We start from the raw sequence: 26,764 nt of genomic DNA, 5'->3' as shown, positions 1-26,764 counted from the left end.
GGATATATCAGGTGACGGTGGGTAAGCGATCCATCGATGCTTGAAGAATCTCTATACGCACGTTTTTTATCCAATAGCTGTCCTCTGGAAATTAAAGATTCGTTTTCTTTTATGTGAGGAATGCTAAAGAAAGTCATAAACCGTCAAGAACTTCTTGTAACCATGAAAAAGACCCGAAGCCATAAAACGTTCACTCCGAGCCGTCTCGTGCATATCCTGCTCGCAGCCGCTGGCTGTACAACTCTCGCGGTGCCGATGCTGGCTTCCGCCACCGATCTCTGCCTGAAAGACGCGAGTGCCTTTACCGACTATTCCACTGGTGGACTCAGTTCGGTTAGCTGCCCCTGGTCGCCGACCACCATTTTCTCGAACGTCAACGCCGACGATTATGCGGTAATGGGCGATAGCGGTGACGCCGCGATGGTGATGAGCAACAACCAGATCCAGTTCATGCTCAAGAACGCGACGACGGGCGGCAAATCGTATCTTTCGTTCCAGGATATCGGCGCCGGTGGCGTGACGATTGACGGCGTGGCTCCCGCAATCGTTAATGCGGCAAGCAAACAAGCGGTAAACGGTTCTCAACTGTTCGGCCTCGCCAGTTCGACCGCCAGTGCGTTGGGTGGTGGATCGACTGTCAACGCGGACGGCTCCATTTCTGCACCGCAATATGCGATTGGCGGCCAGACCTTCAACAATGCCGGTGCCGCGCTCTCGAACCTCGATGGCCGCACCGCGGCAAATAGCGATGCAATCAAGAGCCTGCAGGCCTCAGCGGCCGATGCGGTGTCTTACGACTCGTCGGCACACGATTCGGTGACCCTCGGTGGCGCAGGCGCGTCCTCGCCGGTCGCGCTGCATAACGTAGCAGCTGGCACGGCCGATACTGATGCAGTCAACGTCGGCCAGATGAACGACGCCATTTCCGCGATCTCGCAAGAAGCGGCCAGCGCATCGAATCCGTTCGTCGCTGCCAATGGCGATCGCGCCACGGAAGCCGCTGTTGCCAGCGGGGCGCACGCCACGGCGGTTGGTCCGAACGCTGTCGCGAGCGGTGCGAACTCGGTCGCGTTGGGCGCGAACTCGGTCGCGGATCGCGACAACACGGTATCGGTGGGTTCGGCGGGTAACGAGCGTCAGATCACCAACGTCGCTGCTGGTACCGCTGGCACGGACGCCGTGAACGTCGACCAGCTCAACGCGATGCAATCCAGTTCGCAGAGCTATACGGACGCGCGGATTGCGGGCGTGCAGCAGCAGGTCGGCGATGTGCAACGCCAGGCGTTCGGCGCGGCGGCTGCGGCAATGGCCATCGCGGGTCTGCCACAACCGACCGCACCCGGCAAGACCATGGTCGCGGCAGGCACTTCGCATATCGGTGGCCAGACTGGCGCTGCACTGGGCATCTCCTATGTCTCGGAAAACAACAAGTGGGTCGGCAAACTCGCGGCCAGTTCCAGCAGCCAGGGCAACACCGGCGTGACCATTGGCGGCGGCTACCAGTGGTAAACGTCAAGGCATGGCAGCGATAGGTTTTATCGCCGCATGACAAAGGCCCGGCAATCTCTCGTAGACTTGCCGGGCTTTGTCAATTCGTGGCGCTCAATGACGGAACGGCGTCCACACAGGCGTGGTGTTGTCCCAGGTGTCGAGTTCAGACGATTGCGGAGTCATGATTCGCTATCCTTATCGAAGTGATTGATCGATTCAATCAATCGGCGAGATGTTGATTCGCCGTTTATTCGCCAGCGCGTGCGACGCGGGTCGTCTCGTTGGCGCGGTTTTCCTGTAGCGCGATACGTTCGGCTTGCGTACGGCCGATCAGGCTCTGGTTGGGATAGCTCGTCTTGTTCAGCGCGGGCAAGGTGCCGTTGCGATATGCCTCGACGATTTCCGCCTTCACCTGCGCGCGGGTCTTCGGTGCGCTGTTATCCACGCTCTGTACCTGCTCGACTTGCGCCGTGGTTTGCGTGGCCGGCTGCGTATCGCCTTGCGGACCGTACGTCCCAGCGCGGCCGATGCCGCCTGCGAATGCCGATGCGCTGGCGGCCAGCGTGACGATAAGCGTGGCGCCGAGGGTGCTTGCGAGAGTGCGTTTCATGATCTGCTCCTGTTTTGGATGCCTTTTGCGTCGATGTTTGAATCGGGCGCTGCGGCGACAGGTGCAAATGTAGGCAAATGAGCGCGTGCGATAAACGGCACGAACGCGAAAGCAATTGTCGAAATTCCGGAACAATCGGATTTCGAGCCGCTTAGATGCGCAGGCACAAATACAATCGCGCGCCGGCAAATCCTTGCACGGCGCGCGATTGAGCGGGGTCAGATCCCCGGTCGAGCTTTGAGAGGCCGACTGAGAATCTTTAGGCCGCCCACTCCGTAATCACCGGCGTTTCCAGATTCGGCGCCGATTCGCGCTCCTCCATCGTGCGCATCGTGCAGGTCTTGTCGAGCGAACCACGGCCCGAAAGCAGCGGGCAACGGTCGAACACTTCCGCGATCCAGTCCACGAATACGCGCACCTTCGGGGAAAGATGGCGGCTATGCGGATAGACCGCTGAAATAGGCATCGGCAGCGGCTTGAAGTCGGGCAGCACTTCGATCAGCTGGCCTGATTTCAGATGCGGCAGCACCATGTAGCGCGGCGCCTGGATCAGGCCAAAGCCTTCGATGCCGCACGTTACATAGGCGTCCGCGTCGTTCACCGACACCATGCTCTTGATCTTGACCTCGACTTCCTTGCCGTCGACCAGAAACGCCCAGTCGATCACGCGGCCCGTGCGGCTCGAAAAATAATTCACGGCGCGGTGCTCTGCCAGTTCTTCGAGCGTGTTCGGCGTGCCGTGGCGTTCCAGGTAGGACGGCGCGGCGCACGAGACGCCTTCGAACAGACCGATGCGACGTGCGACAAGCGACGAATCCTGCAGCGCGCCCACACGTACCACGCAATCCACGCCCTCCTGCAGCAGGTCGACGGGGCGGTCCGTCAAACCCAGTTGCAGATCGATATCCGGATAGCGCGTATGGAATTCGCACAGCGACGGAATCACGATCAGCCGGCCGATCGAGCCCGGCATATCGATGCGCAGCTTGCCGTGCGGTTTGCGGTTGCGATCCTGGAATGTGGTCTCGGTTTCTTCGACATCCGCAAGAATGCGCACGCAGCGCTCGTAATACGCCGCGCCGTCCGGCGTGAGCGAGAGGCGGCGCGTGGTGCGGTGCATGAGGCGCACGCCAAGAAACGCTTCGAGATTCTGGATGATCGTCGTGACCGAGGCGCGCGGCATGTCGAGCGTTTCGGCGGCGCGGGTGAAACTGTTGGTGTCCACGACACGGGTGAACACCTGCATGGCCTGAAGGCGATCCATTGCCACTCTCCAAAAGTCATCGGACGCACGTCCCACGGCGCTCGATGATGCGCGCGAGGCGACTAAAGGAAACACATTGTTCAGGTGCGCCGAATTGTGTTGCCGGATTATAGGCATTTATTTGCAAGTCTGCCGAACCCACAATTCGCACCATTCAAACTTACTTTCGCGCTTTGCGCCGTTTCGACATGGATGCATTTAAACGCTCGACGCCGTGGACGATTGCCGCTCAGGCTGAAACTGACGCGGCCCCGGAAGTCGTGCCCGCAGAGCCGGGCGCGCGCCGTCTGTCCGCCGCGCCCGCGCCTAAAGCCCGTGCCGTGCCGGCAATCGACGTAAGCGAAGTGACGATCGCCGGTCACGCGCAGGATATCGTGCTGCGGCTTTATCGTCCGCAGGGCGCGAGCAATCTGCCGGTGCTGCTTTATTTTCACGGCGGCGGTTTTGTGCGCGGCGCGCTCGACGACGGCGAAGCCGCGAGCCGTTTTTTCGCAAAACACTTACCGGCGCTGGTGGTTTCCGTGGGCTACTCGCTCGCGCCGCAGTTTCCGTTTCCGACTGCGCCTGAAGATGCGCACCGCGCGGCGCTGTGGGTGCTCACGCGGGCCCGCGCGTTTGGCGGCAGCGCGAAACGCATCGTCGCCGCAGGGCACGACGCGGGCGGCCAGATCGCCAACGTACTCGCTTTTATCGGACGGGATCGCGGCGACGTGAAACTCGCGGCGCAGGCATTGTTCGCGCCGATGCTCGACCCCAGCCTCACGCGTCTGGGCGACGAAGCGCGCCTTGCCTCCGATATTTCCGCGAGCGAATGCGCGGCCTGCTATCGCGCTTATCTGCCCGAAGCGGCGCAGCGCATGCACCCGTATGCCGCACCGTTGGAGTGCACGCGGCTGGCGGGATTGCCGCCTACTTTTATCGTTACCGCGCAAAACGACGTACTGCATATTGAAGCGGAGAAATACGCCGCGCGCCTGATCGAAGCGGGCGTGCGCACGCATGTGATGCGATACCCGAGCGTCTCTCACGCGCAGATTGGCGCGCATCAGGATGCGCTCGCCGAAGCGGTGCGCTTTTTCCGCTGCTGTTTCGAAGCCGGCACGCATTCATAGCAGGCGCTTTTTTTCGTCTGCTTTTTCCGTGTTAGTTACGCGCGCCGAAGATCGTATCCAACCAACAAAAACCACTCACTATCCTGGAGCCCGCCATGTCACTCAACTCGCATTCCCGTACGCGCATCGCGCTCGCGGTGGTCGCCGTTCTCGTCGTCGCGGGACTCGGCACCCTGGGCGCGATGCGCCTGAACACGCACACCGCTGTTGCCGCCGAAGCGCCGCCCGCGCCTGAAGTGGACGTCGCTGCCGTGGTGAAGCGCAATATCACCGACTGGCAGACCTATTCGGGCCGTCTCGCGGCTATCGAAAAGGTCGATGTGCGTCCGCAGGTCTCGGGCACGATCGTCTCGGTGAATTTCCGCGACGGCGCGCTCGTGAAGAAGGGCGACACGCTGTTCGTGATCGATCCGCGTCCGTATCAGGCCGCGGTCGATCAGGCCGCCGCGCAGGTTGCCGCCGCGCAGGCGCGCACGGGGTACGCGCAGAGCGACTGGGAGCGTGCGCAGCGCCTGATTGGCGATAACGCCATCGCGAAGCGCGATTACGACGAGAAACAGAACGCCGCGCGTGAAGCCAGCGCGAACCTGAAGGCCGCACAGGCGGCGCTCGAAGCCGCGCAGATCAACCTGGGCTTCACGCGCATCGTCGCGCCGGTATCGGGCCGCGTCTCGCGCGCGGAAATCACCGTGGGCAACGTGGTGTCGGCCGGTGCGAGCGCGCCGCCGCTCACGACGCTGGTGTCCGTCTCGCCGATCTACGCCGAATTCGATGCGGACGAGCAGACCTACCTCGACTATATCGGCCATATGAAAGATGGCTCGAAGGTGCCGGTGGATCTGGGACTGGCCAACGAAACGGGTTATTCGCGCTCGGGCACGATCGAATCGGTCGATAACCGGCTGGATACGTCGTCGGGGACGATCCGCGTGCGCGCGCGCTTCGACAACGCCGATGGCGCGCTGGTTCCGGGTCTGTACGCGCGCATCAAGGTGAGCGGCAGCGCGCCGCATCCGGCGCTGCTGGTGGACGAAGCGGCCATCGGCACGGATCAGGACAAGAAATACGTCTACGTGGTGGACGGCGCGGGCAAGGTGGCCTATCGCAATGTGCAGATCGCGGGCCAGCAGGGCAATCTGCGCGTGATCGTGGATGGCCTCAAAGAGGGCGATAACGTCGTGGTGAACGGCACGCAGCGCGTGCGGCCGGGCGAAGCCGTGCGCTCGCATATCGTGCCGATGAACGGCGACCCCGACGGCGACGCTGCGTCGGCCATGGCGACGCCTTCCCAGGCAAAGAACGCCAAGGCTTCCTGAGTCGCGGCAACCGGCAGGCAGCGCAGTCGTAGTCGAGGTGCGCTGCCTGCGCGACCTTCGCATCCAGTTAGTCATCCGAATCAAAAGAGCGACTCATGAACATATCGAAATTCTTCATCGACCGGCCGATCTTCGCGGGCGTGCTGTCCGTGCTGATCCTGCTGGCCGGGGTGATCGCACTGTTCCAGTTGCCGATCTCCGAATACCCCGAGGTCGTGCCGCCTTCGGTGGTGGTCCACGCGCAGTATCCCGGCGCGAACCCGAAAGTGATTGCCGAGGCGGTGGCCGCGCCGCTCGAAGAGCAGATCAACGGCGTCGAGAACATGCTGTACATGCAGTCTCAGGCCAATAGCGACGGCAATCTCACGCTGACCGTCACGTTTCGCCTGGGCACCGATCCGGACAAGGCCACGCAGCTGGTGCAGAACCGCGTGAATCAGGCGCTGCCGCGCCTGCCGGAAGACGTGCAGCGGCTGGGCATCACGACCATCAAGAGCTCGCCGACGCTCACGATGGTGGTCCACCTGATCTCGCCGAACAATCAGTACGACATGACGTACCTGCGCAATTACGCGCTGCTCAACGTCAAGGATCGTCTGTCGAACATCCAGGGCGTCGGTGAAGTGCAGCTATGGGGTTCGGGCGACTACGCCATGCGCGTATGGCTCGATCCGCAGAAGGTGGCGCAGCGCAACCTCAGCGCGCAGGACGTGGTCAATGCGATCCGCGAGCAGAACGTGCAGGTGGCCGCCGGTGTGATCGGCGCATCGCCGAGCGTCCCTGGCACGCCATTGCAGCTGAACGTGAACGCGCGCGGCCGTCTGCGCACGGAAAGCGAATTCGGCGACATCATCGTCAAGACGAATCCCGACGGTGGTGTGACCTATCTGCGCGATATCGCGCGCATCGAACTTGCCGCCTCGGAATATGGCCTGCGTTCGCTGCTGGATAACAAACCTGCGGTGGCGCTTGCGATCAACCAGGCGCCGGGTGCGAATTCGCTCGCGATTTCCGAGCAGGTGCGCGCGGCGATGAAGGACCTCAAGCAGGATATGCCCGCAGGCGTGGACTACAAGATCGTCTATGACCCGACGCAGTTCGTGCGTTCCAGTATCGAGGCGGTGATTCACACGCTGCTGGAAGCCATTGCGCTGGTCGTGATCGTGGTGATCGTGTTCCTGCAGACGTGGCGCGCTTCGATCATTCCGCTGATTGCCGTGCCGGTGTCGATCGTCGGCACCTTCTCGCTGCTGCTGGCGTTTGGTTTCTCGATCAACGCGCTTTCGCTGTTTGGCATGGTGCTGGCCATCGGCATCGTGGTGGACGACGCGATCGTGGTGGTGGAGAACGTCGAGCGCAATATCGAAAGCGGCTTATCGGCGCGCGATGCGACGTATAAGGCCATGCAGGAAGTGAGCGGGCCGATTATCGCCATCGCGCTCACGCTGGTGGCTGTGTTCGTGCCGCTCGCCTTCATGAGCGGTCTCACGGGCCAGTTCTACAAACAGTTCGCGATGACCATCGCCATTTCGACGGTGATCTCGGCGTTCAACTCGCTCACGCTCTCGCCGGCATTGTCGGCGCTGCTGCTGCGTGGTCATGATGCGAAGGAAGACTGGCTCACGCGTGCGATGAATCGTGTGCTGGGCGGGTTCTTCAAGCGCTTTAACAAGGTGTTCCATCGCGGCTCGGAAAGCTATGGCCGTGGCGTGAACGGCGTGCTGCGCCGTAAGGGCGCGATGCTGGTGGTCTATGTGGTGCTGCTGGGCGCCACCGTGCTGATGGCGCGTATCGTGCCGGGCGGCTTCGTGCCTGCGCAGGACAAGGAATATCTGATTGCCTTCACGCAGTTGCCGAACGGCGCGTCGCTCGACCGCACGGAAAACGTGATTCGCGAGATGAGTGCGATTGCCCTCAAGCAGCCGGGCGTGGAAAGCGCCGTGGCGTTCCCGGGTCTTTCGGTGAATGGCTTCACGAATAGTTCGAGCGCGGGCATCGTGTTCGTCACGCTCAAGCCGTTCAAGGAACGCAAGGGCAAGGCGTTGTCGGCGGGCGCGATTGCGGGTGCGCTGAACCAGCAGTATGGCGCGATCAAGGACTCGTTTATCGCTGTGTTCCCGCCGCCGCCGGTGCTTGGCCTCGGCACGCTCGGCGGCTTCAAGATGCAGCTTGAGGATCATGGCGCGCTCGGTTATGAAGCGCTCAACCGCGCGACCCAGGACTTCGTGAAGCGTGCTTCGCAGACGAAGGAACTGGGCCCGACGTTCTCGAACTATCAGATCAACGTGCCGCAGCTCAATGTCGATCTCGATCGCACCAAGGCCAAGCAGCTTGGCGTACCGGTGACGGATGTGTTCGACACGATGCAGATTTACCTGGGCTCGCTGTATGTGAACGACTTCAACCGTTTCGGGCGCGTCTATCAGGTGCGTGTGCAGGCCGATGCGCCGTTCCGCCAGAAAGCCGACGACATCCTGCAACTGAAGACGCGTAACGCCGCCGGCGATATGGTGCCGCTCTCGTCGCTGGTGACGGTGTCGCCCACGTACGGCCCGGAAATGGTGGTGCGCTACAACGGCTACACCGCCGCTGACATCAATGGCGGCCCGGCGCCGGGTTATTCGTCGGGCCAGGCGCAGGCAGCGGCGGAGCGCATTGCGGCGCAAGTGCTGCCGCGCGGCGTGAAGTTCGAGTGGACCGACCTCACGTATCAGCAGGTGCTGGCAGGCAATGCGGGCGTGTGGGTGTTCCCGATCAGCGTGCTGCTGGTGTTCCTCGTGCTGGCTGCGCTGTACGAAAGCCTGACGCTGCCGCTCGCGGTGATCCTGATCGTGCCGATGAGCGTGCTGTGTGCGCTGACCGGTGTGTGGCTCACGCAGGGCGACAACAATATCTTCACGCAGATCGGCTTGATGGTGCTGGTGGGGCTGGCGTCGAAGAACGCGATTCTGATCGTGGAGTTCGCACGCGAACTGGAGCATGACGGCCATACGCCGCTGTCCGCCGCCATCGAGGCGAGCCGCCTGCGTCTGCGCCCGATTCTGATGACGTCGATCGCGTTCATCATGGGTGTGGTGCCGCTCGTGCTGTCTTCGGGTGCGGGTTCGGAAATGCGTCATGCAATGGGTATCGCGGTGTTCTTCGGCATGCTGGGCGTGACCGCGTTCGGCCTGCTGCTCACGCCGGTGTTCTACGTGGTGCTGCGTACGCTCGCGGGCGGCAAGATCCACGTCGCGCAGAAGGATAATGCGCGCCATTCGCCGAGCACGGTGGACGCGTAAGAAGGAATCATCAAGATGACTAACTATTCATTCTCGCAAAGCATGAACGGTCCCTTGTGGAGGCGCACGCGCCTCGCGCTGGGCGTGGCGCTGTTCGCCTGGCTCGCGGCGTGCTCGGTCGAGCCGACCTACAAGGTGCCCGATGCGGGCGTGCCGAAGGCCTTCAAGGAAGCGCCGCTGCAAACGGACCAGACGCAGCAGCAGACGGCGCAGCCGCTGGGCCCGCACGACACGGGTTCGTGGACGCCCGCGCAGCCCGCCGACGACGCGCATCGCGGCCAGTGGTGGACCGTGTTCGGCGACCCGACGCTCAACCAGCTCGAAGAGCAGGCGCAGGCCGCCAACCAGGACCTGAAGGCCGCCGCCGCACGTGTGCAGCAGGCGCGGGCGGTGACCCAGGCGGCGCGCGCGTCGTGGTTCCCGTCGATCGATGCGGGCTTCGGGCCGACCTACGAGCATGCTTCGCCGGCTTCGCAATATCTGCCGCAGAACACCCAGGTGCCAACGCAGACGCTCTGGCGCGCACAAGGGACGGCGAGCTACGAAGCCGATCTGTTCGGCCGCGTCAGCTCGAACGTGAATGCGGCGCGTTCGGATGCGCAGCAAAGCGAGGCGCTGTTCCGGTCGGTGCAGCTCTCGCTTCAGGCCGATGTTGCGCAGAACTACTTCCAGCTGCGTCAGTTCGATTCCGATGTCGATCTGTACCGCCGGACCGTGACGCTGCGTGAAGATGCGCTCAAGCTGGTCGAGCGCCGCTTCAAGGAGGGCGATATCAGCGAGCTGGACGTCTCGCAGGCGCGCAACGAACTCGCCAGTGCGCGCGCCGATGCCGTGGGCGTGGCGCGTCAGCGTGCGGCTTCGGAGCATAGTCTCGCGATCCTGCTCGGCAAGGCGCCCGCCGACTTCACATTCGCGCAAACGCCGCTCGTGCCGGTGACGGCGCGCGTGCCGGCCGGCTTGCCGTCGACGCTGCTCGAACGCCGCCCCGACATCGCCGCCGCCGAGCGTGCGATGGCCGCCGCCAACGCGCGCGTCGGTTTGGCGAAATCGGCGTTCTTCCCCAAGCTCGATATCACGGGGGCGTTCGGCTACGAGTCCACCACGCTGGGCGATCTGTTCATGTGGTCGAGCCGCGCGTTCTTCCTCGGGCCGCTTGCGGGCACGGCGCTCACGGTGCCGCTGTTCGACGGCGGCCGCCGCAAGGCCAATCTGGCCCAGGCGCGTGCGAAGTACGACGAGGATGTCGCGCAGTATCGCCAGCAGGTGCTGGTGGCTTTCCGCGAAGTGGAGGACAACCTCTCCGATCTGCGGCTGCTCGACGATCAGATCCGCGCGCAGAACGACGCTGTGAACGCGTCGCAGCGCGCCGCCCATCTGTCGCGCACGCAGTACGAGGAGGGCGAGGTGAGTTATCTGAATGTGATCGATAGCGAACGTTCGGTGCTGGTCTCGCAGTTGCAGGCGAGCCATCTGGAGGGCTCGCAGGCCGTGGCGACCGTCAACCTGATTCGTGCGCTGGGTGGCGGCTGGGGCGATGCGAAGCCCGCTGCGCAGCCCGACGGCGCGCCGCCGCCCGCGCCGCTCGCGTCGCGCTGATCGCGGTTTTTCTGCGCCCGCGCGGCTGGCCGGTATGCAAGCGCATATCGCCAGCCGCGATTTCATTTGCGTAAACGATTCGTAGCCTGCCCGGACCCGCGCCACTATCATCGTTCGATCGAAGCTGGAGCGGATGGCGCGCTCCAGCGCCGCGCAACTCATTCGGGAACCTGGCATGAACGATCCACGGCCGCCGCAGACGCACGCGGCGCAACAACCCGGCGAAGCAGGTCTCGCCACGCTGCTCGACACCTTGCGCGCGAGCGCCGCGCGCCGCGATCTGGCAGGCGGCCACGCCGCCGCCGAAAAGCAGTTGATCGCCGATGCGGGGCTGCTTGCGCTCGCGGTGCCGCATGAGTTCGGCGGCCGCTTTGGCCGCGACGGCACGCGCTGGGGCAAGCTCTACGAAACTATCCGCACGATCGCGCGCGTCGATAGCGCGCTGGCGCATTTGCTCGGTTTCCAGTTCTTGCAGGTGGTGACCGTCGATCTGTGGGGCAGCGCCGCGCAGCGCGCGAACTGGCTGCACGGGACGGTCGAACAGCGCTGGTGGTGGGGCAACGCCGTGAATCCGCTCGATACGCGCCTGATCGCACAGGCCGACGATACGCACGGGAAGGGCGGCTGGCGTCTGCACGGCAAGAAAGGCTTCTGTTCCGGCACCGCGGGTTCGCAGATGATGACCGTGAGCGCGCAGGATCCCGTCACCGGCAACCCCGTGTTCGCGGTTGTGCCGACCACGCGTGCGGGCATTACCGTACACGACGACTGGGACCCCATCGGCCAGCGTCAAACGGACAGCGGCACGGTGTCGTTCGACGCGGTGGAAGTGCACGCCGCCGAAGTGCTGCACCGGCCCGATACGCCGCGCGCTTCGCTGCGCACGCTGGTGTCGCAACTCGTGCTGACGAATCTGTTCGTGGGGATCGCGCAAGGGGCGCTGGAAGAGGCGCGCGACTACGTGCTGGCCAATGGTCGGCCGTGGGTCAACTCGGGCGTGCAGCGCGCCGCGGACGATCCCTACCTCCAGCAGCGTTTCGGCGAGATGCGTATCAAGGCGCTCTCCGCCGCCGTGCTGGCCGATCGCGCCGCCGCGATTCTCGACGCCGCCTGGGAACAAGGCGATGCGCTCGATGCCGCGACGCGCGCGGAAGTTTCGCTGGCGGTTTCGGAGGCGAAGATCGTCGCCCATCGTGCGGCGCTCGACGCGGGCGAGCAGTTGTTCGACGCCTGCGGCGCGCGCGCCACCCACGCCGCGCTCGCACTCGACCGCTTCTGGCGCAACGCACGCGTGCACACGCTGCACGACCCGCTCGACTACCGTTTGCGCGACGTGGGCCGCTACACGCTCACACGAGAGCTGCCGGAGCCGACGCTGTACACTTGAGGGACCGAACGCGCGCTCAAAGTCACCACCCGGGCACACGCCGCGCGCACTTCACCCCTTCGAGGATCGCACCGTTGGAGTTCAGATTACCGACCACGGCGACGGCGCCGTTTTGTCCTTCCGAAGTACAAGGCAGCGTGGCGGTCTCGCCGCGCGCGCCGTTCTGGAAGAAGCTTCTGCAATTCGCGGGTCCCGGTCTGCTGGTGTCGATCGGTTACATGGACCCCGGCAACTGGGCCACCGATATCGAGGCCGGCTCGAAGTACGGTTACAACCTGCTGTTCGTGGTGGTGCTCTCCAGTCTCGCGGCGATGGCGCTGCAATGTCTGGCGATGCGTCTGGGCATCGTCACCGGCCGCGATCTCGCCGAACTGTCGCGCGAGCGCTACGGCAAACCCATCGTGCTGGGTCAATGGGCGCTGGCCGAACTCGCCATCATCGCCTGCGATCTCGCCGAAGTGCTGGGCGGCGCGCTCGCGTTCCATCTGCTGTTGGGCTGCTCGCTGATGTGGGGCATCGTGCTCACCGCGTTCGACACCCTCATCGTGCTCGGGCTCAAGGGCAAGAACTTCCGCACGCTCGAAGCGATCATGGCGGGCCTGATCGCCACCATCGGGCTGGGTTACGTGATCGAACTGGCGCTGGTGAAGCCGCACTGGCATTCGGTGTTCGCGGGCGCGGTGCCGTCGTGGCACGCGATCGCCTCGCAGGAGCCGCTGTACCTCGCCATCGGCATCCTGGGCGCCACGGTGATGCCGCACAACCTCTACCTGCATTCGTCGATCGTGCAGACGCGCGCCGTGAAGCGCGACGAAGCCGGCATCGGCCAGGCCATCGGTCTGTCGCGCATCGATACGATTGTGTCGCTGGTGCTCGCGCTGCTCATCAACGCGGCGATCCTGATTCTTGCGGCTGCGGCCTTTCACGCGACGGGCCACACCGGCGTCACCGAAATCGAGGACGCCTACAAACTGCTCGCGCCGATCGTCGGCAGCGGCGCGGCTGCCGTGCTGTTCGCCGTCACGCTGCTGGCCTCGGGGCAAAGCTCGACGTTCACGGGCACGGTGGCTGGCCAGGTCATCATGGAAGGCTTCCTGCGCATGAAGATCCCCTGCTATCAGCGGCGGCTCATCACGCGCGTACTGGCGCTGATTCCGGCCTTTATCGGCGTGTGGTGGCTGGGCAATGGCGCGGTGGGCAAGCTGCTGGTGGCAAGCCAGGTGGTGCTGAGCCTGCAACTGCCGTTTGCGCTCTGGCCGCTCATCCGCATGACGAACGATCGTGCGTTGATGGGCAAGTTCGCGAACCGGCTGCCGACGCGGCTGATCGCATGGCTGCTCTTCGCCGTGATCACGGCGGCGAACCTTTGGCTGGTCTGGCAGACCTTTGCGGGGAATTGAAACGGGAGGGCGGTGAAGCGCGCTGCGTGCTTAAATGCGCTTCGCCGTCCGGCGCGCTGTGGCGCACCGGACGGCTTCGCGTCTAGTCTTTACTGCTGCTGCGTCCGGTTTTCCGGATCTTGGCTCTCCTGCGCTTATGCAGCCTCGGCAATGCCGTCCGGCGTTTCCACCGGAAGGTTGCTCTCGGTCTGCTCTGCGCCCCGTCGCGCTGCAGCCGCCTTCTTCGTCTTGCCGGCGCGCGATGGCGGCTGGCATGCACCACACACGACGTTGTGTTGCAGGTCGTGTCTGTGCGCGACGAACTTACCGCCACAACGGCAGCAAGGCGTCATCTGCAGAATATCGGCATCAAAAAACCGCACCAGGGTCCACGCACGCGTGAGATCGAGCACCGGCTCGGTCCCGCTGTGGCGGCAGTGTTCCAGATACAGCCGGAACCCCTTGGTAAGCGCGTCGAGATGCGAGCAACGCGCTTCGTTCTTGAGGAACAGGTACGTGTTGTAGAACAACGAGGCGTGGATGTTGGCCAGCCACGTCATGTACCAGTCCGCCGAGAACGGCAACATACCCTTGGGCGGCGACACGCCGCGGATCTCGCGGTACAGACGGATCATGCGGTCGCGGGACAGCGAAAGCTCGCTCTCCAGCACCTGCATCCGTGCACCCAGCTCGATCAGCGCGATCGCGCGGAAAACTTCCTGCGCGTCTTCGGTGAGGCTGCGGCGGTTCGTCGTCATGACCCGTCCCTCAGGCGAATTGCACAGCCGGCTGACCTGCAAGCAGGATCGCCGCGTGAGTGGCCGCTACGTCGGTATGCCGCGTGGTCTGCGTGAGCGCAGTCAACATGGCATGGTCGTCGAAGCGGAAAAGACAAAGAAGCTGGTCGGAAGCGGCCAGCTTGACGATCTGTGCGAGCGACAGACCGGCGAGCAGATCAGCCAGTTCCGACGACAGACCCAGTCGGAACATCCCGACCGGCTTGTCCTCGCGCAGCATCCGCTGTGCGAGCATCAGGTACGACAAATTAATTTCGCGGATTGAATCCAGCGTCTCGCTGCTGCGGTCCATTTCTCTCTTTTCCGAAGCCCCGATTAACCCCCCGGCATTTGCTGCCGTTGTAACTTTTCTGGCTCTAGCGTCGGTCCACTCATTCACGGTGGCGCCTGACTCTTTGATACAACGTGTTACAACTCGTAACACGTTGGAGCGAATTGTATGAGGACTAATCTCAGAAATCAATCCCTCCACAAAAAAATAATCCGGCTGTTACAAATAATTTCGGTAATTTTTTCTGTAGATTGAAGTCACTTCTGTGACAGTCGCCAGCAAAGCCTTACGGGCTGGGGCGGTAAGTCGAAAAGCCCTTGAAATAAGGGTTTTCAGGGTGTTGTCGATGCATGCGCAACGAATCGGAAAAGACTGCTGCGCCGGATATGCCGAATAAACGCTTTGAAAGGAATTAAGTTGACAGGTAAGAAGTACCCAGTGTTTTGTTAATACATATGAGGATTAATCTGTAACTAGTGTTTCGACCCTGTGTAACTGGCTTTGTCAAGTTGTGACAGAGCAGATACAACTGCGGCGCCTTGACGCGCTTTTTACCGGTGCTGGTTTACGCGTATATGTAATTCGCATGAAAACAACAGATTTCGCAGCGTAGGTGACTGGAAATCGGGCGTCGTTTTATGTCATGATGTGATGCAAATTAAGGGGAGGCCCCGCCCTGTCTGGGTTGATGCCGCAAGCAGACGCAAATGGCCAGCTTTAAACGCATTCTGTTGTGCTGTGACGCGTCGCGTGAAAGGAAGGAACTGGCCCTTGAATGCCGGGCGCAAACCCAGTTGCTCGCCGCGCTCGATGAAGCGCCGCTGCCGTGGCGCGGCTTGAGGAACGGGGCCTCAAAGCGACGGGCAAATTTGCGTTGGCCGCACCGTAGACGAAATCGCGCGGGCGTCGACGTCGGCAAGCCGAAGTGCGTGCTGTTGGGCCGCAGTTCTTCGCGCAGCGGCCACGAGGGGCGGAGCGGCGGCTTGGACAGCGGCATTGTCGGGCGTGGCAGCCGCCGCGAGGATTGAAACGTCTTGCTGAATTGATTTACGGCTCACGCGTCCGGCGCCCTGTCTGAGAGAGCGCCTTTGTAACGACAACGACGGTTTTAAATCGGCTTTGCGCGCAATGCTTCGGCGGTTTTTGTATCGGCGGGGAAAAACGCTTCGATAGCCAGTTCCGAAAGCGTGATATCGACAGGCGTGCCGAACACCGTCGTGGTGCTGTAGAACGACAATTCGCCAAGCGCCGTGCTTATGCGTAGCGGCACCGCAATGTGATGGCGGGGCGGTTCGTGTGTGTCGGGTTCCGCGCCCGCGGGTCGCGGGTAAGCGGCGAGTTCGTCGAGTAGTGCGGCTAGTGTGGCGTCGGCGCTGGCCTCGATCTGGCGTTGCAGTCTGGCAAGCAGATGCGCGCGCCAGGCGTGCCAGTTGAGGATGCGCGGCGCCATGCCTTCGGGGTGCAGCGAAAGGCGCAGCGCGTTGATGGGCGCGGCAAGCAACGCGGGTGACGCATCGCCGATCAGCGGTGCGAGTGCGCTGTTCGACGCCACGATATTCCAGTGCCGGTCCACCGCAAGCGCGGGGTAAGGTTCGTGGCCACGCAGCACGAGTTCCACTGCATCACGCGCCGCCGCCAGATGTGGATCGTCGAGCGAGCGCTCTCGATACATCGGCGCATAGCCTGCCGCGACCAGCAGTGCGTTGCGTTCGCGCAGCGGCACGTCGAGCTGCTCGGCCAGATGCATCACCATTTCACGGCTTGGCGTTGCGCGGCCCGATTCCACGAAGCTCAGATGGCGCGTCGATATTTCGGCTTCGGTTGCGAGCAGGAGCTGACTCATGCGGCGGCGCACGCGCCATTCGCGCAACAGCTCGCCGACGCTGCGGCGGCCATCGCCTGCGGATAGCGCCGGAAGGGAAAACGGCGTGGGAACGAGTGTGCTCATGGCGCCGATTCTAGCGAAACGCCGCATGTCATCCATTACCTCCGAGGTCATGTGCGCCGCACCGCAGACTGCCTGAGGCCGCCGTTATACCGCCCTGCTGCGCGCGCATTTCGGTGGTCTATATCGCCATAGGTACGATATAAGAAAACCGTGCAAAAGAACGTGTGTGGTGATCGCTCAGGCAGCTTACCGGCCGACTTTTGATCGCCTAGAATCTAATCCTCACACTCTATCTGGCGGCTTGGCGAAGGAGACGGCCATGAGGGAAACGGTTGCTGCTTATCTGCTGGGTCCGGCCGTGATGGTGCTGGTGTGCGCGGCGTCGTGGGCGATTTCGCGCCGCAGCCGGGGTGCGATCGAGCAGCGCTTGACCCGGTGGCTCGATGGCCGCCGCCCGCACGGCATGCGCCACAAGCACTAACGTTGGCCCGTCGCGAGCCGCTGCTCACGAGGGTAAACGCGCAGTTGATGAGGCATCGCGTCGGACTCGCGATTGCACACCATTTATATCGCCATCCTAATTAAAGGCCGCGCCACCCATGCGGTGCAATCGCGGTGTGCCCCTCTTTGTTTTCCTCATTCCATTTCGCGTAATTCATCAGCCCGGGGAACTGTGGGGCGCTAACACGGTCACTGCGTTATTGCAAACCGGAGCCCTCCATGACCCGTCCCGCCGATTCCCTCATCATTTTCATCGCCCGACTCGCGCTCGCGATACTGTTTCTCTGGGGCGGGGCGATGAAGCTATTGGGGTACGCGGGGTTCGTTGGCTACCTGCATGCGCATAACGTGCCCTACGCGCAGTTCACAGCGCCCGTTGCTGTCACCATCGAATTACTGGGCGGTCTCGCGATCGTATTTGGCGTACGCACGCGTTTCGTCGCCTTCATGCTGGCCGTGTACGCTATCGTCACGGCCATACTCGGGCACGATTTCTGGAACGTCACCCAGGCCGCCTTGCAGCAGGATGCCGTCGTGCACTTCTGGAAAAATGTGGCAATTGCCGGCGGTTTTCTGCTCTTGACGGTAACGGGCGCGGGACGTGCTTCCATTGATGGCCTGCGCGCGCCGCGCGGTGGTTTTGGCGGCTGAAAGCCGCGGCGTCGTGCAGGTCGATCACGGATACGATCCATTGAATCCACATGAAACAGGGAGCCGGCTTTGATACAAAATTTCGACTTCAACGTGGGCGGCAAGACGGGGCAGTTCTGCGCGAGCCTCGCAGAGGACAGCACGCGCCGCGTGCTGATCAGTACCGCCGATACGGCCACCACGCTGGTTATCCTCGACGCCTCGGGCCTGCTTGGCGCGCTCAAGGCAGAGCTTGAGGAACCCGCGCAACTGATCGCACACGCAATCAAGAAGGCGCAGAACGAAGGACTGATCGAACGTGCGCTGAGCACTGGCGCCATCCAGGAGACGTCGCTCTAAAGGCGGGCGCCAGCTCGCGCGCTGCGCCGTGCGCCAGTTGAAAAAGGCTCCGTGAGGAGCCTTTTTCTTTCAGCGCGAGGTCTTCAGGCGCGGTTCAGCCGGTGCGGCCTGCGCGCAATGGGGGGAATCGGCGCGCATCGTCCAGGCCAGGCACGCGGCGATCAACAGGAGCGCGCCGGAAATGCCGGCGTCGGCATGCAGACCGCCCGTCACTTCGGCGGCCGCGCCGCCACCGGTCAGCGCGCCGAATGCCGCCACGCCCACCGCGCCGCCCGCCTGGCGCGCCGTGTTCAACAACGCCGAAGCCGTGCCGGCGCGGGCTGGCTCGACCGAACTCAGCACCGTCGTCGTCATGGCCGGCACGGCGAGCCCCATGCCGCTCGGGATCAGCAGGAAGGCGGCCAGCATGGCGACGAGCGGCGTACCCGCATCGACGGGAATCAGCAGCGCATAGCCCAGCCCCGCAACCAGCGCGCCGCCGATCATTGGCAACCGCGTGCCAAAGCGCGACACCAGATGGCCGCTGGCGATATTGGAGATCAGGAAGCCGCCGGTGAGCGGGATGAAGGCGAGCCCCGCCTGCAACGGCGTCAGACCGCGAGCATGCTGGAGAAACAGCGCGAGCACGAAGACCGTCCCGTAATAGGTCAGATTCACGCAGATGCCGAACAGGACTGCCGCGCTGAAGGTGCGGTTGCGCAGCATCGCCAGCGGCAGCATGGGATCGGCCGTGCGCGCCTCCTGAGCGACGAAGGCCACGCCCGCGAAGACGGCCAGCAGCAGGCCGCCCCAGATCGCCCAATGCGTGAAACCGAGCGGCCGCCATTCGATCACCGCTCCCGTGAAGGCCGTGAGCGCGATGACGGCGAGCAACTGGCCGCGCACGTCGAGACTGCGCGGGCGTTGCGCAGATGCCGCATTGGCCGCGGTATCGGCATGTTTTTGCTTGGCCGGAACCCAGGCGAGCGTGGCGGCCAGCCCCGCGGCGCACAGCGGCAGATTCACGAGAAAGATGCTGCGCCAGCCGAACGCCGCGATCAGCAGGCCGCCTGCAACCGGCCCGGCCGCAATCGAGATCGCGCCCGCGGCGGTCCAGAAACCCACGGCGCGGGGCCGCAACGAGCGCTCGTGGCGGCAGGCTTCGTTGAGCAGCGCGAGCGAATTCGGCAGCATGGCGGCGGCGCCTGCGCCTTGCAGCGCGCGGGCGCCGATCAGCAGGGCGGGATTGGGCGCGAGTCCGCAGGCGAGCGAGGCGAGCGCGAACACTACGAGGCCAACCGCATACATGCGGCGCGCGCCGTAGCGGTCGCCGAGCACGCCGCCCGAGAGCATCAGCACCGCGAAAGCCAGCGTATAGGCATCGACGATCCATTGCAGGCGCGCGACGTTCGCGTGCAGGTCGGTGGCGATGCGCACGAGCGCGATATTGACGATGGTGACGTCGAGCTGGGTGACGACGAAACCCACGCTGACCGTCCCCACGATGCGCGCGAGCGCGGGCGTGAAGCGGACATGAGGGGCGGCTGGCGGAGTGGTGTGTGCGGGTTTCATGCGTCCAATGTTAGGACGCGGCTTGCGACGACGTTTCGGGCTGACGTGAAAGGTCGAAGTTAAAACGGCGCCGGATCATGATCTGGCGCCGTTTTTACCACTATATAGATGACTGCTACGAAGGAGCGGGTCAATCGCCTCGCACGGGGTCCTTGAAGAACAGCGTAGTCAGCGCGCCCAGCACGCAGATCGCGGCGACGTAGTAAGTGGGTGCCAGCGGCTGCGACTTCATCAGCAAGGCGACCACGATGGGCGTGAGACCGCCGAACACCGCATACGCGACGTTGTACGAGAACGAGATGCCGGAGAAGCGCACCACGGGCGGGAACGCATTGACCAGCACGAAGGGCACCGCGCCAATCGTGCCCACCAGCAGACCGGCCACCGCATAGAGCGGCATCAGCATGGAGCTGTCCACGGACATCTGACGGAAAAGTGTGTAGTAGGAGATCGCCAGCGCGATGCCGCCAATCGACAGCACGCGGCGCGCGCCGAAGCGGTCGGCGAGTGCGCCCGCGCTGATGCAGCCGATGGTGAGGAACACCGTGGCGACGCAGTTGGCGAGCAGCGACGTGGTCGCATCCAGATGGAATTGCTTCTGCAGCAGCGGCGGCGTCATCAGGATCACAACCACGATGGCGGCCGAGAGCATCCACGTCAGCAGCATCGAGACGATGACCGCGCGGCCATGGTCGCGCAGCACTGCCTTGAGCGGGATTTCGTCGGCGAGCGACTTGCGCGCCTGCATTTCCGCGAAAACCGGCGTTTCGTGCAGCCAGCGGCGCAGATACACCGAAAACAGGCCAAAAACGCCGCCAATCAGGAAAGGGATGCGCCACGCATAGGAGGCGATTTCCGTCGGCGCAAAGCGATGATTGACGGCTGCTGCGATCAGCGAACCCAGCAGGATGCCGAAGGTGAGACCCGCGGTCAGCGTGCCGCAGGCGTAGCCGGTATGGCGGCGCGGCACGTGCTCGGAGACGAACACCCATGCGCCCGGCACCTCGCCGCCCACGGCCGCGCCTTGCAGCACGCGCAGGGCGAGCAGCAGCACGGGCGCGAGCGCGCCGATCGTCGCATAGGTGGGCAGGCAGCCCATCGCGAGCGTGGGCAGCGCCATCAGCAGCACGGACAGCGTGAACATGCGCTTGCGCCCGAGCAGGTCGCCGAAGTGCGCCATGACGATGCCGCCGAGCGGACGCGCCAGATAGCCTGCCGCAAAAATGCCGAAGGTCTGCAACTGGCGCAGCCAGTCGGGAATCGCCGCCGGGAAGAACAACTGGCCGATCGCCGGAGCGAAGAACACGAAGATGATGAAGTCGTAGAACTCCAGCGCGCCGCCGAGAGCGGCGAGGCCGAGTGTCTTGTAGTCGCTGCGCGCGAGCGTGCGCGCCGGGGCGCTCGCGCGAGCGTCCAGATCCGTTGCCTGCATTTCCGAAATGTCCAGATACCGTGAAATTGTTATCGATGTCGACTGGAGGTCGATTTTTAGCCGATTTTTGGCTGATTTGAAGCCGGTTGGCGTCACGCCGGCGTACGCGCGGATGGCGCGTCGGACGGCGGCGGTCGGAAGGCGGGCGCGGGTGGGCACGGGGAACGGCGCGCGCGGGGCCGGGTAGGCCAGGGAGGGGGCGCGCGTCGACGACTTCTAGCCAGACGGCGATTTTACCGGAAGCCGACGATGCACCTGGCGTGGCAGGCGTGAGCGCAGCGAATGACGGCGCGTTGACGCAAATGCGCAAACCAGACGCACCGCGCCGCAATTCAGACTCCTCTTATGGGCGGCCTTTGCACTTCTCCACAGAATTGCACTCTCCGAATTTGAGAGGTTTCCTTATGCGTATCGCGATTCTTCAGCGCGACGCCACCCAACGCGAGCAGATCGAACGTGCGCTCACGCAGAGTGGGCACGCCTGCCTGCCGTTCAGCGACGGCATCATGCTGGCCAAGGCGCTGGCCGCGTCCACCGTCGACATGCTGGTGCTCGACTGGCAGGGCACGCGGTTCTCGGGCACGGATCTGCTGAAGACGGTGCGCGCCGTGAACGGCAGCCAGATCCCGGTGCTGTTCGCCTCCGAAGACGCTTCGGACGATAGCGTGGTGCGCGCGTTCTCCGTCGGCGCCGACGACTACGTGAGCCTGCCGGTGGGCGCATCGGTGTTGCGCGCGCGCGTGAATGCGTTGCTGCGGCGGGCTTTCCCCGAGCGCTATGAAATGCCGATGCTCGACGCCGGCCCTTACCATTTCGACATGCGTCGCCAGCTGGTGACGGTGCATGGCAATGCCGTCGATCTGTCGACTACGCAGTATCGGCTGGCCTCGCTGTTTTTCGCCAACATCGGCCGGGTGCTGTCGCGCGACCATATCTACGCGATGGTCTGGGGGCGCGAGCTGCATACGCTCACGCGCACGATCGACAGTCATGTTTCACGCCTGCGCGTGCTGCTCGACATCGAGGAACACAATGGTTTTCGCCTGCAGCCGGTTTATAAGAGCGGCTACCGTTTGCTGCGACTGCAGGAAGAAGCGCCGTTTGAGCGCGTGGCGGCTTGAGGGCGGAACACGAGTTCCGCCATGGGGAACCTGGCGGCGAAGCCTGAAAGCATCAACACCGGCCTTCCTCGCTTCGTCTTGCATAAGATCGATGCCTCTGTGGCGCAACGCCATGAAACGCGCAGCGGGTTGCTTGCGCTCGCCGCCCTGGAAGCGCTTGCACCGGATTGATCTGCCCTGGCTGCAAGGAAGCTGCAGGTAAAAAAACGGCGGCACGCTTTGAGCGTGCCGCCGTTTTGCTATTCGTGGTGACTGTGCGCGCCGACCGTGGATCATCCACCCGTCGCGATGCATCACATCAACGTGCGAGGCCGAGTCCCTGCAGGACTGCATTGCCTTCGGGCGTCAGCCGGATCTGCGTGGCGCCTGCGGTGGCATCGCCGGGAACCTGCTCGACCAGACCCGCTTCCTGAAGCGACGAGATCTCGGGCTTCGCGTGCGCGTCGATGGGCGCGTGCAGCAGCACCAGCAACGTGGCCAGCTCATGATGGCTCAGCAGGCGGCGCAGGATCGTGCGCTTGCCCGGCTTGGTCGGCTTGGCGTCCTGTTCGCTGCTTGCTGTCTTTGTTGCCAATTGCTTCGAACCTGTCCAGTACACGGGCACCTCCTGCTGCGTTTCTTATGGGTGACGCGATGATGCGGACGAAGTCTTAAACGATTCTTAAAACCCGCCCGCGAAAATGTGTCGCCGTACTACATGGCGTTACGGCGTGTAGTACGGCGCGTAAGCCGATGTCACAGGGTTTGCGCCGCGTGCCTTTCACGAGACGCCAATCCCCGATTACAGAAGGCATACGCGACAAACGGATGGGAATGGGATACCCACGCTCAGGGCGCGCAGGTCTTGCTCGCGCCCTCGATCCAGAGGTTTGAGGCGTGGCGCTTGCCCGCGTAGAAGCGATAGGTGGTGGCGCCGTTGTCGGCGCGCACCTTGATGACGTTCGAGTCGCCGAAATCGAGCATTTCGCCTTGCGGCAACGAAGTCGTGCTGAAGCTGGAGTTATGCCGGGTGGCTTCCACCGTCAGGCAGGAAATCACATCGCGAACCGAACGGTTGGTCGTCGAATCGATAACGGGCTGACCCGAATCCGGATCGCTTTGAAACCAGGCGCAAGCGCCGAGCGTGAGTGAAATGGCAAGGGGCACGACTAGCTTCTTCATAGGGCTCCTGATGCGTGGGCCGCTGGCGGCTGGGGGACCGAAGATTATATCGGCAGCACGTCGCATGCCGGCGTGGGTTCGCGCACATTGATGGGGCGGTGAAAACACCAATCTGGCGGCGGAAGGCGTGGAAATGGCTTGCAGATGGCGCGCAGGTGTCGGATTGCGGCGCGTGCATGTCGAAACGCATGGGCACGCCTGTTGCGAGCATGCGACTCTTGTATTCGACGCGCATTGCGAGCGCACACGAACGCAGCGGGCGAGATAGACTATCTTCCAGAGGTGTACTCCGCGATCTGACGCGACGTCAGGGAGAATAACCATGAGCCGCCCGTCGGTCCGTTTTCCTGTTCGCGCCACCGGTGCCGGTTCGATCTGGCGCTGGGTCAAATGGGGCTTCATTGTCGCGTTTCTGGCTGCCATCGTCATATTGGCGCGCATCGTCCAGATCGAGATCGATACCTCGCGGCTCCAGGCGCGCTATCTCTCCGAACTCACACGCGACATCGGCTTTACAGTCGAAAGCGGGCCGAGTCACAACATTCAATTTCCCACGACCAACGGTCCCTACGACGTGCGGCTGGGCTACGCGCAGTTGCCGTCGTTCACCGAGCGGCTCACGCAGCGCGGTTTCACCATCGCGGCGCAGGCGCGTGATTCAGAACGGATGATCCAGCTCGCCCAGGACGGCCTTTTCCTGCCCTTCGAGGAAAAGGATCAGGCCGGCATCGTGCTGCGCGACGCCAATGGCGGCACGCTGTTTCACACGCGCTATCCGCAGCGCGCCTATGAGAGCTTCGACGCCGTGCCGCCGCTCGTGCGCGATTCGCTGCTCTTCATCGAAGATAAATATCTGCTGGCGGCGGACCAGCCGAATCGCAATCCCGCCATCGACTGGGGGCGTTTTAGCCGCGCGCTGGTCGATCAGGGCCTGCGCATCGTCGATCGCCATCAGCAGACGCCGGGCGGCAGCACGCTCGCGACGCAGATCGAGAAGTTCCGCCACTCGGCGGGCGGACGCACCGCCACGCCGCCCGAGAAACTGCGACAGATTGCATCCGCCTCCGTGCGCGCCTATCTCGATGGCCCGCAGACGATGCCCGCGCGCCAGCAGATTTTGGTCCACTACCTGAATTCAGTACCGCTCTCGGCGAAGGCTGGCATCGGCGAGGTGAGTGGGTTAGGCGATGGTCTCGCGGCCTGGTATGGGCGCGATTTTCGCGACGTGAACCGTATCCTGCGCGAACCGGTGTCGAGCGCGACGCTCGACGAACAGGCGCTCGCGTTCCGCCAGGTGCTTTCGCTGCTGATCGCGCAGCGCGCGCCCTCGTATTTCCTGCAGAAGAACAACGACGCGCTCGCCAGGCTCACCGATAGTTATCTGCGTCTGCTCGGCAGCGGCCATGTGATTTCGCCCGAACTGCGCGACGCCGCGCTGGCCACCCAGCTCACGCTCGATCGCTCGAAGCCCGCGCCGCGCCCTGCCGCATCCTATGTGGATCGCAAGGCGGTGCTGACGTTGCGTACGCAGTTGATGCAGGCGCTGGGTCTGAAGACGCTCTACGACCTCGACCGCCTGGACCTGACGGCCACGGCCACGCTCGACGACGCCGTGCAGCAGGCCGTGAGCGACCGTCTCGCCGATGCCGCGACCAGGGACGGCGCGCGCGAAGCGGGCCTCGTGGGTTTCGAGATGCTGCGCCCGTCCGACGATCCCTCCAAGATCGCCTACAGCTTCACGCTGTTCGAGCGCGCCAACGGCGAAAACCTCGTGCGCGTGCAGACCGACAGCGTCAACCAGCCCTTCGACATCAATTCGGGCGCGCGTCTGAATCTGGGGTCGACGGCCAAGCTGCGCACGATCATCACGTATCTACAGATCGTCACCGCGTTGCACGACAAATACGCCAACGAAGATGCGAAGACGCTGCGCGCAATGCTGCCGCAGGTCGACCCGAGCGATGCGCTCACGCGCTGGGCGATCGACTATCTGTCGAAGACGCAGGACCGTTCGATCGATGCGATGCTTGAAGAGGCCGTGCAGCGCAAGTATTCGGCCAATCCCGGCGAGACCTTCTATACAGGCGGCGGCGCGCAGAGCTTCAACAATTTCGAATCGAGCGACAACGCGCAGATTCTCACGGTGCAGCGGGCCTTCCAGCATTCGGTGAATCTGGTGTTCGTGCGCCTGATGCGCGATATCGTGCACTACGAAATGATTCAGACTTCCGGGCCGCCTTCGGCGTGGCTCGACGATCCGGTGGCGCGCAACCGCTACCTCACGCAATTCGTCGATGGCGAAAGCCAGGTCTATATGAAGCGCTTCTATATGCGCTATCAGGGCAAGAGCCATGACGACGCGCTGGCGCTGCTGCTGCAACACACCCGTAAAGGCCCGGCGCGCATCGCCACCGTGCTGCGCAGCGTGAACCCGGACGGCAAGCAGGACTGGTTCAATGCGCAGATGCGCGCGCAGCTCAAGAACACGAAGTTCCAGTGGCTGGACGACGAAGATCTCGCGAAGTATTACGACAAGTACGCGATCGACAAATTCAACCTCAACGATCGCGGCTATATCGCGGGCATCCATCCGCTCGAACTGTGGCTGCTCAACTATCAGCGCGCGCATCCGGATGCAACGCTCGCGCAGATTCAACAGCAAAGCCGCGACGTGCGTCTCTATACGTACAAGTGGCTGTTCAAGACGCGCTATCACGCGACGCAGGACCGCCGTATTCGCCGCATGATCGAGTTGCAGGCCTATGATGCGATCGGCAAGTCGTGGCGTGCGCTGGGCTATCCGTTCGACAGCATTACGCCCTCGTATGGCGCGGCGATTGGCGCATCGGGCGATCGTCCAGCGGCGCTTGCCTATCTGATCGGCCTCGTATCGAGCGATGGCGAAAAGCTGCCGACGCATAGCTTCGAATCGCTCGATTTCGCGCGCGGCACGCCGTATGAAACGCGCTTCGTGCATGCGTCCACGCCGCCGCAGCCGTTGATCTCGCCGCAGATCGCCAAGGTGACGCGCGAGCTGTTGAGCTCGGTGGTGGAGGGCGGCACGGCCAAACGTCTCGCCGACGGCATGCCGATGCCAGACGGCAAGATGCTGCCGGTCTACGGCAAGACGGGGACGGGCGACCAGCGCTTCAACGTCTATGCGCCGGGTGCGCGCCTTATCGAATCGCGCAAGGTGAATCGCAGCGCGACCTTCGTCTTCGTGATCGGCGACCGCTTCTACGGCACGCTGACGGCGTGGGTGCATGAGCCGTATGCGGCGCGCTACACCTTTACCAGCGCGCTTTCCGTGCAATTGCTGAAGTCGCTGGCGCCAGTGCTGCAACCACTGCTGGAAGACAAGAGCGCACCGAAGGACGGCAAGCTCAAGAGCGCGACCCAGCCGCCGCAAGTGACATTGATCGACACCGATACAGGGGCGACGCAGCAGGTTAGCTGGACGCAGCTCACACGTGCCTCGAATCCCGGCTGGAGCAGCACGATGCCCGGATTCTATTCGGATGCCGAATCATCGACGAAGGTATGGGCAGGAAATTGATGCCTGCTTAAGCGGAGGCGATGCCGCAAAGACAAAGGCCTGAACGTCTTACGGCGTTTC

The 26,764-nt window shown here is 63.3% G+C and carries 21 protein-coding genes and 2 pseudogenes; 14 read left to right on the top strand and 9 right to left on the bottom strand.

The window, feature by feature from the left end:
* Positions 1-120 precede the first annotated feature (120 nt).
* Entirely contained in the window at positions 121-1,509 is a 1,389-nt protein-coding gene (locus tag F4827_RS09715; RefSeq protein WP_409258778.1) for a YadA family autotransporter adhesin, read from the top strand.
* A gap of 229 nt (positions 1,510-1,738) precedes the next feature.
* Here F4827_RS09715 and F4827_RS09710 read toward each other — a convergent pair whose 3' ends face one another.
* Both F4827_RS09710 and F4827_RS09705 read right to left on the bottom strand, forming a co-directional pair.
* On the bottom strand, positions 1,739-2,101 hold the full coding sequence (locus F4827_RS09710; protein WP_183732029.1) for a DUF4148 domain-containing protein: 363 nt from the start codon (positions 2,099-2,101) through the stop codon (positions 1,739-1,741).
* 259 nt (positions 2,102-2,360) lie between these two features.
* Positions 2,361-3,365 carry a LysR family transcriptional regulator gene (locus tag F4827_RS09705; RefSeq protein ID WP_183732031.1) on the bottom strand — a complete coding sequence of 335 codons (1,005 nt, stop codon included), beginning with the start codon at positions 3,363-3,365 and terminating at the stop codon, positions 2,361-2,363.
* Between the two features lie 188 nt (positions 3,366-3,553).
* On the opposite strand from F4827_RS09705, the gene F4827_RS09700 reads away from it, so the two are divergent.
* The 6 genes from F4827_RS09700 to F4827_RS09675 all read left to right on the top strand — a co-directional run bounded on the left by F4827_RS09700 (position 3,554) and on the right by F4827_RS09675 (position 13,457).
* Positions 3,554-4,477, top strand: a complete 924-nt coding sequence (locus F4827_RS09700) for an alpha/beta hydrolase (RefSeq protein WP_183732033.1) — start codon at positions 3,554-3,556, stop codon at positions 4,475-4,477.
* 95 nt (positions 4,478-4,572) lie between these two features.
* Complete coding sequence (locus F4827_RS09695; protein WP_183732035.1) at positions 4,573-5,793, top strand: efflux RND transporter periplasmic adaptor subunit; 1,221 nt, start codon at positions 4,573-4,575, stop codon at positions 5,791-5,793.
* Between the two features lie 95 nt (positions 5,794-5,888).
* Complete coding sequence (locus F4827_RS09690; RefSeq protein ID WP_183732038.1) at positions 5,889-9,074, top strand: efflux RND transporter permease subunit; 3,186 nt, start codon at positions 5,889-5,891, stop codon at positions 9,072-9,074.
* Positions 9,075-9,116: 42 nt separating this feature from the next.
* A complete protein-coding gene (locus F4827_RS09685) occupies positions 9,117-10,670 on the top strand; it encodes an efflux transporter outer membrane subunit (RefSeq protein ID WP_183732136.1) in 1,554 nt (517 codons plus the stop codon).
* Between the two features lie 175 nt (positions 10,671-10,845).
* The gene (locus F4827_RS09680) at positions 10,846-12,057 is read left to right on the top strand and encodes an acyl-CoA dehydrogenase family protein (RefSeq protein ID WP_183732041.1); all 1,212 of its coding nucleotides are present in this window, start codon (positions 10,846-10,848) and stop codon (positions 12,055-12,057) included.
* Positions 12,058-12,131: 74 nt separating this feature from the next.
* The gene (locus F4827_RS09675; RefSeq protein ID WP_183732044.1) at positions 12,132-13,457 is read left to right on the top strand and encodes an Nramp family divalent metal transporter; all 1,326 of its coding nucleotides are present in this window, start codon (positions 12,132-12,134) and stop codon (positions 13,455-13,457) included.
* A gap of 134 nt (positions 13,458-13,591) precedes the next feature.
* On the opposite strand, the gene flhC is transcribed toward F4827_RS09675, so the two are convergent.
* A complete protein-coding gene (gene flhC / locus F4827_RS09670) occupies positions 13,592-14,194 on the bottom strand; it encodes a flagellar transcriptional regulator FlhC (RefSeq protein WP_183732047.1) in 603 nt (200 codons plus the stop codon).
* A gap of 10 nt (positions 14,195-14,204) precedes the next feature.
* Positions 14,205-14,525, bottom strand: a complete 321-nt coding sequence (gene flhD / locus F4827_RS09665; RefSeq protein WP_183732050.1) for a flagellar transcriptional regulator FlhD — start codon at positions 14,523-14,525, stop codon at positions 14,205-14,207.
* A gap of 686 nt (positions 14,526-15,211) precedes the next feature.
* Here flhD and F4827_RS09660 point away from each other — a divergent pair.
* Positions 15,212-15,532, top strand: coding sequence for a hypothetical protein (locus F4827_RS09660; protein WP_183732053.1), 321 nt, complete (start codon positions 15,212-15,214; stop codon positions 15,530-15,532).
* An 80-nt stretch (positions 15,533-15,612) separates the two neighbouring features.
* Here F4827_RS09660 and F4827_RS09655 read toward each other — a convergent pair whose 3' ends face one another.
* Entirely contained in the window at positions 15,613-16,488 is an 876-nt protein-coding gene (locus tag F4827_RS09655) for a helix-turn-helix transcriptional regulator (protein ID WP_183732139.1), read from the bottom strand.
* Between the two features lie 223 nt (positions 16,489-16,711).
* Between F4827_RS09655 and F4827_RS09650 the strand changes: the two genes are divergently transcribed.
* The 3 genes from F4827_RS09650 to F4827_RS09640 all read left to right on the top strand — a co-directional run bounded on the left by F4827_RS09650 (position 16,712) and on the right by F4827_RS09640 (position 17,883).
* Positions 16,712-16,873: a hypothetical protein gene (locus F4827_RS09650; protein ID WP_183732055.1), complete on the top strand. Its 162-nt coding sequence runs from the start codon at positions 16,712-16,714 to the stop codon at positions 16,871-16,873.
* Between the two features lie 239 nt (positions 16,874-17,112).
* Positions 17,113-17,544: a DoxX family protein gene (locus tag F4827_RS09645; protein WP_183732058.1), complete on the top strand. Its 432-nt coding sequence runs from the start codon at positions 17,113-17,115 to the stop codon at positions 17,542-17,544.
* Between the two features lie 69 nt (positions 17,545-17,613).
* Positions 17,614-17,883 (top strand): hypothetical protein, encoded by a 270-nt coding sequence (locus F4827_RS09640; protein WP_183732061.1) that lies wholly within the window; start codon positions 17,614-17,616, stop codon positions 17,881-17,883.
* A 69-nt stretch (positions 17,884-17,952) separates the two neighbouring features.
* Here F4827_RS09640 and F4827_RS09635 read toward each other — a convergent pair whose 3' ends face one another.
* Together F4827_RS09635 and F4827_RS09630 are read right to left on the bottom strand one after the other, a co-directional pair.
* Positions 17,953-19,434: an MFS transporter gene (locus F4827_RS09635; RefSeq protein WP_183732064.1), complete on the bottom strand. Its 1,482-nt coding sequence runs from the start codon at positions 19,432-19,434 to the stop codon at positions 17,953-17,955.
* A 130-nt stretch (positions 19,435-19,564) separates the two neighbouring features.
* A complete protein-coding gene (locus F4827_RS09630) occupies positions 19,565-20,866 on the bottom strand; it encodes an MFS transporter (protein WP_183732067.1) in 1,302 nt (433 codons plus the stop codon).
* Positions 20,867-21,270: 404 nt separating this feature from the next.
* Between F4827_RS09630 and F4827_RS09625 the strand changes: the two genes are divergently transcribed.
* Entirely contained in the window at positions 21,271-21,987 is a 717-nt protein-coding gene (locus F4827_RS09625; RefSeq protein WP_183732071.1) for a response regulator transcription factor, read from the top strand.
* Between the two features lie 30 nt (positions 21,988-22,017).
* Positions 22,018-22,158: pseudogene (locus F4827_RS09620) on the top strand (type II toxin-antitoxin system HicB family antitoxin); the annotation flags it as partial.
* A 127-nt stretch (positions 22,159-22,285) separates the two neighbouring features.
* Here F4827_RS09620 and F4827_RS09615 read toward each other — a convergent pair.
* Together F4827_RS09615 and F4827_RS09610 are read right to left on the bottom strand one after the other, a co-directional pair.
* Positions 22,286-22,561, bottom strand: coding sequence for a hypothetical protein (locus F4827_RS09615; protein ID WP_183732142.1), 276 nt, complete (start codon positions 22,559-22,561; stop codon positions 22,286-22,288).
* 254 nt (positions 22,562-22,815) lie between these two features.
* Positions 22,816-23,148: a hypothetical protein gene (locus F4827_RS09610; protein WP_183732078.1), complete on the bottom strand. Its 333-nt coding sequence runs from the start codon at positions 23,146-23,148 to the stop codon at positions 22,816-22,818.
* A gap of 322 nt (positions 23,149-23,470) precedes the next feature.
* Here F4827_RS09610 and F4827_RS09605 point away from each other — a divergent pair.
* A pseudogene (locus F4827_RS09605) lies at positions 23,471-26,593 on the top strand (transglycosylase domain-containing protein); the annotation flags it as partial.
* Positions 26,594-26,764 lie beyond the last annotated feature (171 nt).

The organism is Paraburkholderia bannensis (assembly GCF_014200455.1).
Taxonomy (GTDB): Bacteria; Pseudomonadota; Gammaproteobacteria; order Burkholderiales; family Burkholderiaceae; genus Paraburkholderia; species Paraburkholderia bannensis_A.
The sequence above is the reverse complement of the archived record's forward strand: the minus strand, read 5'-3'. Positions and strand labels throughout refer to the sequence as shown.

Bases quoted from the DNA above. Each gene is read 5' to 3' on its own strand.
- F4827_RS09635 (WP_183732064.1), bottom strand. From the start codon at position 19,434: ATGAAACCCGCACACACCACTCCGCCAGCCGCCCCTCATGTCCGCTTC.
- F4827_RS09705 (WP_183732031.1), bottom strand. From the start codon at position 3,365: ATGGATCGCCTTCAGGCCATGCAGGTGTTCACCCGTGTCGTGGACACC.
- F4827_RS09655 (WP_183732139.1), bottom strand. From the start codon at position 16,488: ATGGATGACATGCGGCGTTTCGCTAGAATCGGCGCCATGAGCACACTC.
- F4827_RS09695 (WP_183732035.1), top strand. From the start codon at position 4,573: ATGTCACTCAACTCGCATTCCCGTACGCGCATCGCGCTCGCGGTGGTC.
- F4827_RS09660 (WP_183732053.1), top strand. From the start codon at position 15,212: ATGGCCAGCTTTAAACGCATTCTGTTGTGCTGTGACGCGTCGCGTGAA.
- flhD (WP_183732050.1), bottom strand. From the start codon at position 14,525: ATGGACCGCAGCAGCGAGACGCTGGATTCAATCCGCGAAATTAATTTG.
- F4827_RS09685 (WP_183732136.1), top strand. From the start codon at position 9,117: ATGAACGGTCCCTTGTGGAGGCGCACGCGCCTCGCGCTGGGCGTGGCG.
- F4827_RS09645 (WP_183732058.1), top strand. From the start codon at position 17,113: ATGACCCGTCCCGCCGATTCCCTCATCATTTTCATCGCCCGACTCGCG.
- F4827_RS09630 (WP_183732067.1), bottom strand. From the start codon at position 20,866: ATGCAGGCAACGGATCTGGACGCTCGCGCGAGCGCCCCGGCGCGCACG.
- F4827_RS09625 (WP_183732071.1), top strand. From the start codon at position 21,271: ATGCGTATCGCGATTCTTCAGCGCGACGCCACCCAACGCGAGCAGATC.
- F4827_RS09610 (WP_183732078.1), bottom strand. From the start codon at position 23,148: ATGAAGAAGCTAGTCGTGCCCCTTGCCATTTCACTCACGCTCGGCGCT.
- F4827_RS09690 (WP_183732038.1), top strand. From the start codon at position 5,889: ATGAACATATCGAAATTCTTCATCGACCGGCCGATCTTCGCGGGCGTG.
- flhC (WP_183732047.1), bottom strand. From the start codon at position 14,194: ATGACGACGAACCGCCGCAGCCTCACCGAAGACGCGCAGGAAGTTTTC.
- F4827_RS09700 (WP_183732033.1), top strand. From the start codon at position 3,554: ATGGATGCATTTAAACGCTCGACGCCGTGGACGATTGCCGCTCAGGCT.
- F4827_RS09710 (WP_183732029.1), bottom strand. From the start codon at position 2,101: ATGAAACGCACTCTCGCAAGCACCCTCGGCGCCACGCTTATCGTCACG.
- F4827_RS09650 (WP_183732055.1), top strand. From the start codon at position 16,712: ATGAGGGAAACGGTTGCTGCTTATCTGCTGGGTCCGGCCGTGATGGTG.
- F4827_RS09715 (WP_409258778.1), top strand. From the start codon at position 121: ATGCTAAAGAAAGTCATAAACCGTCAAGAACTTCTTGTAACCATGAAA.
- F4827_RS09680 (WP_183732041.1), top strand. From the start codon at position 10,846: ATGAACGATCCACGGCCGCCGCAGACGCACGCGGCGCAACAACCCGGC.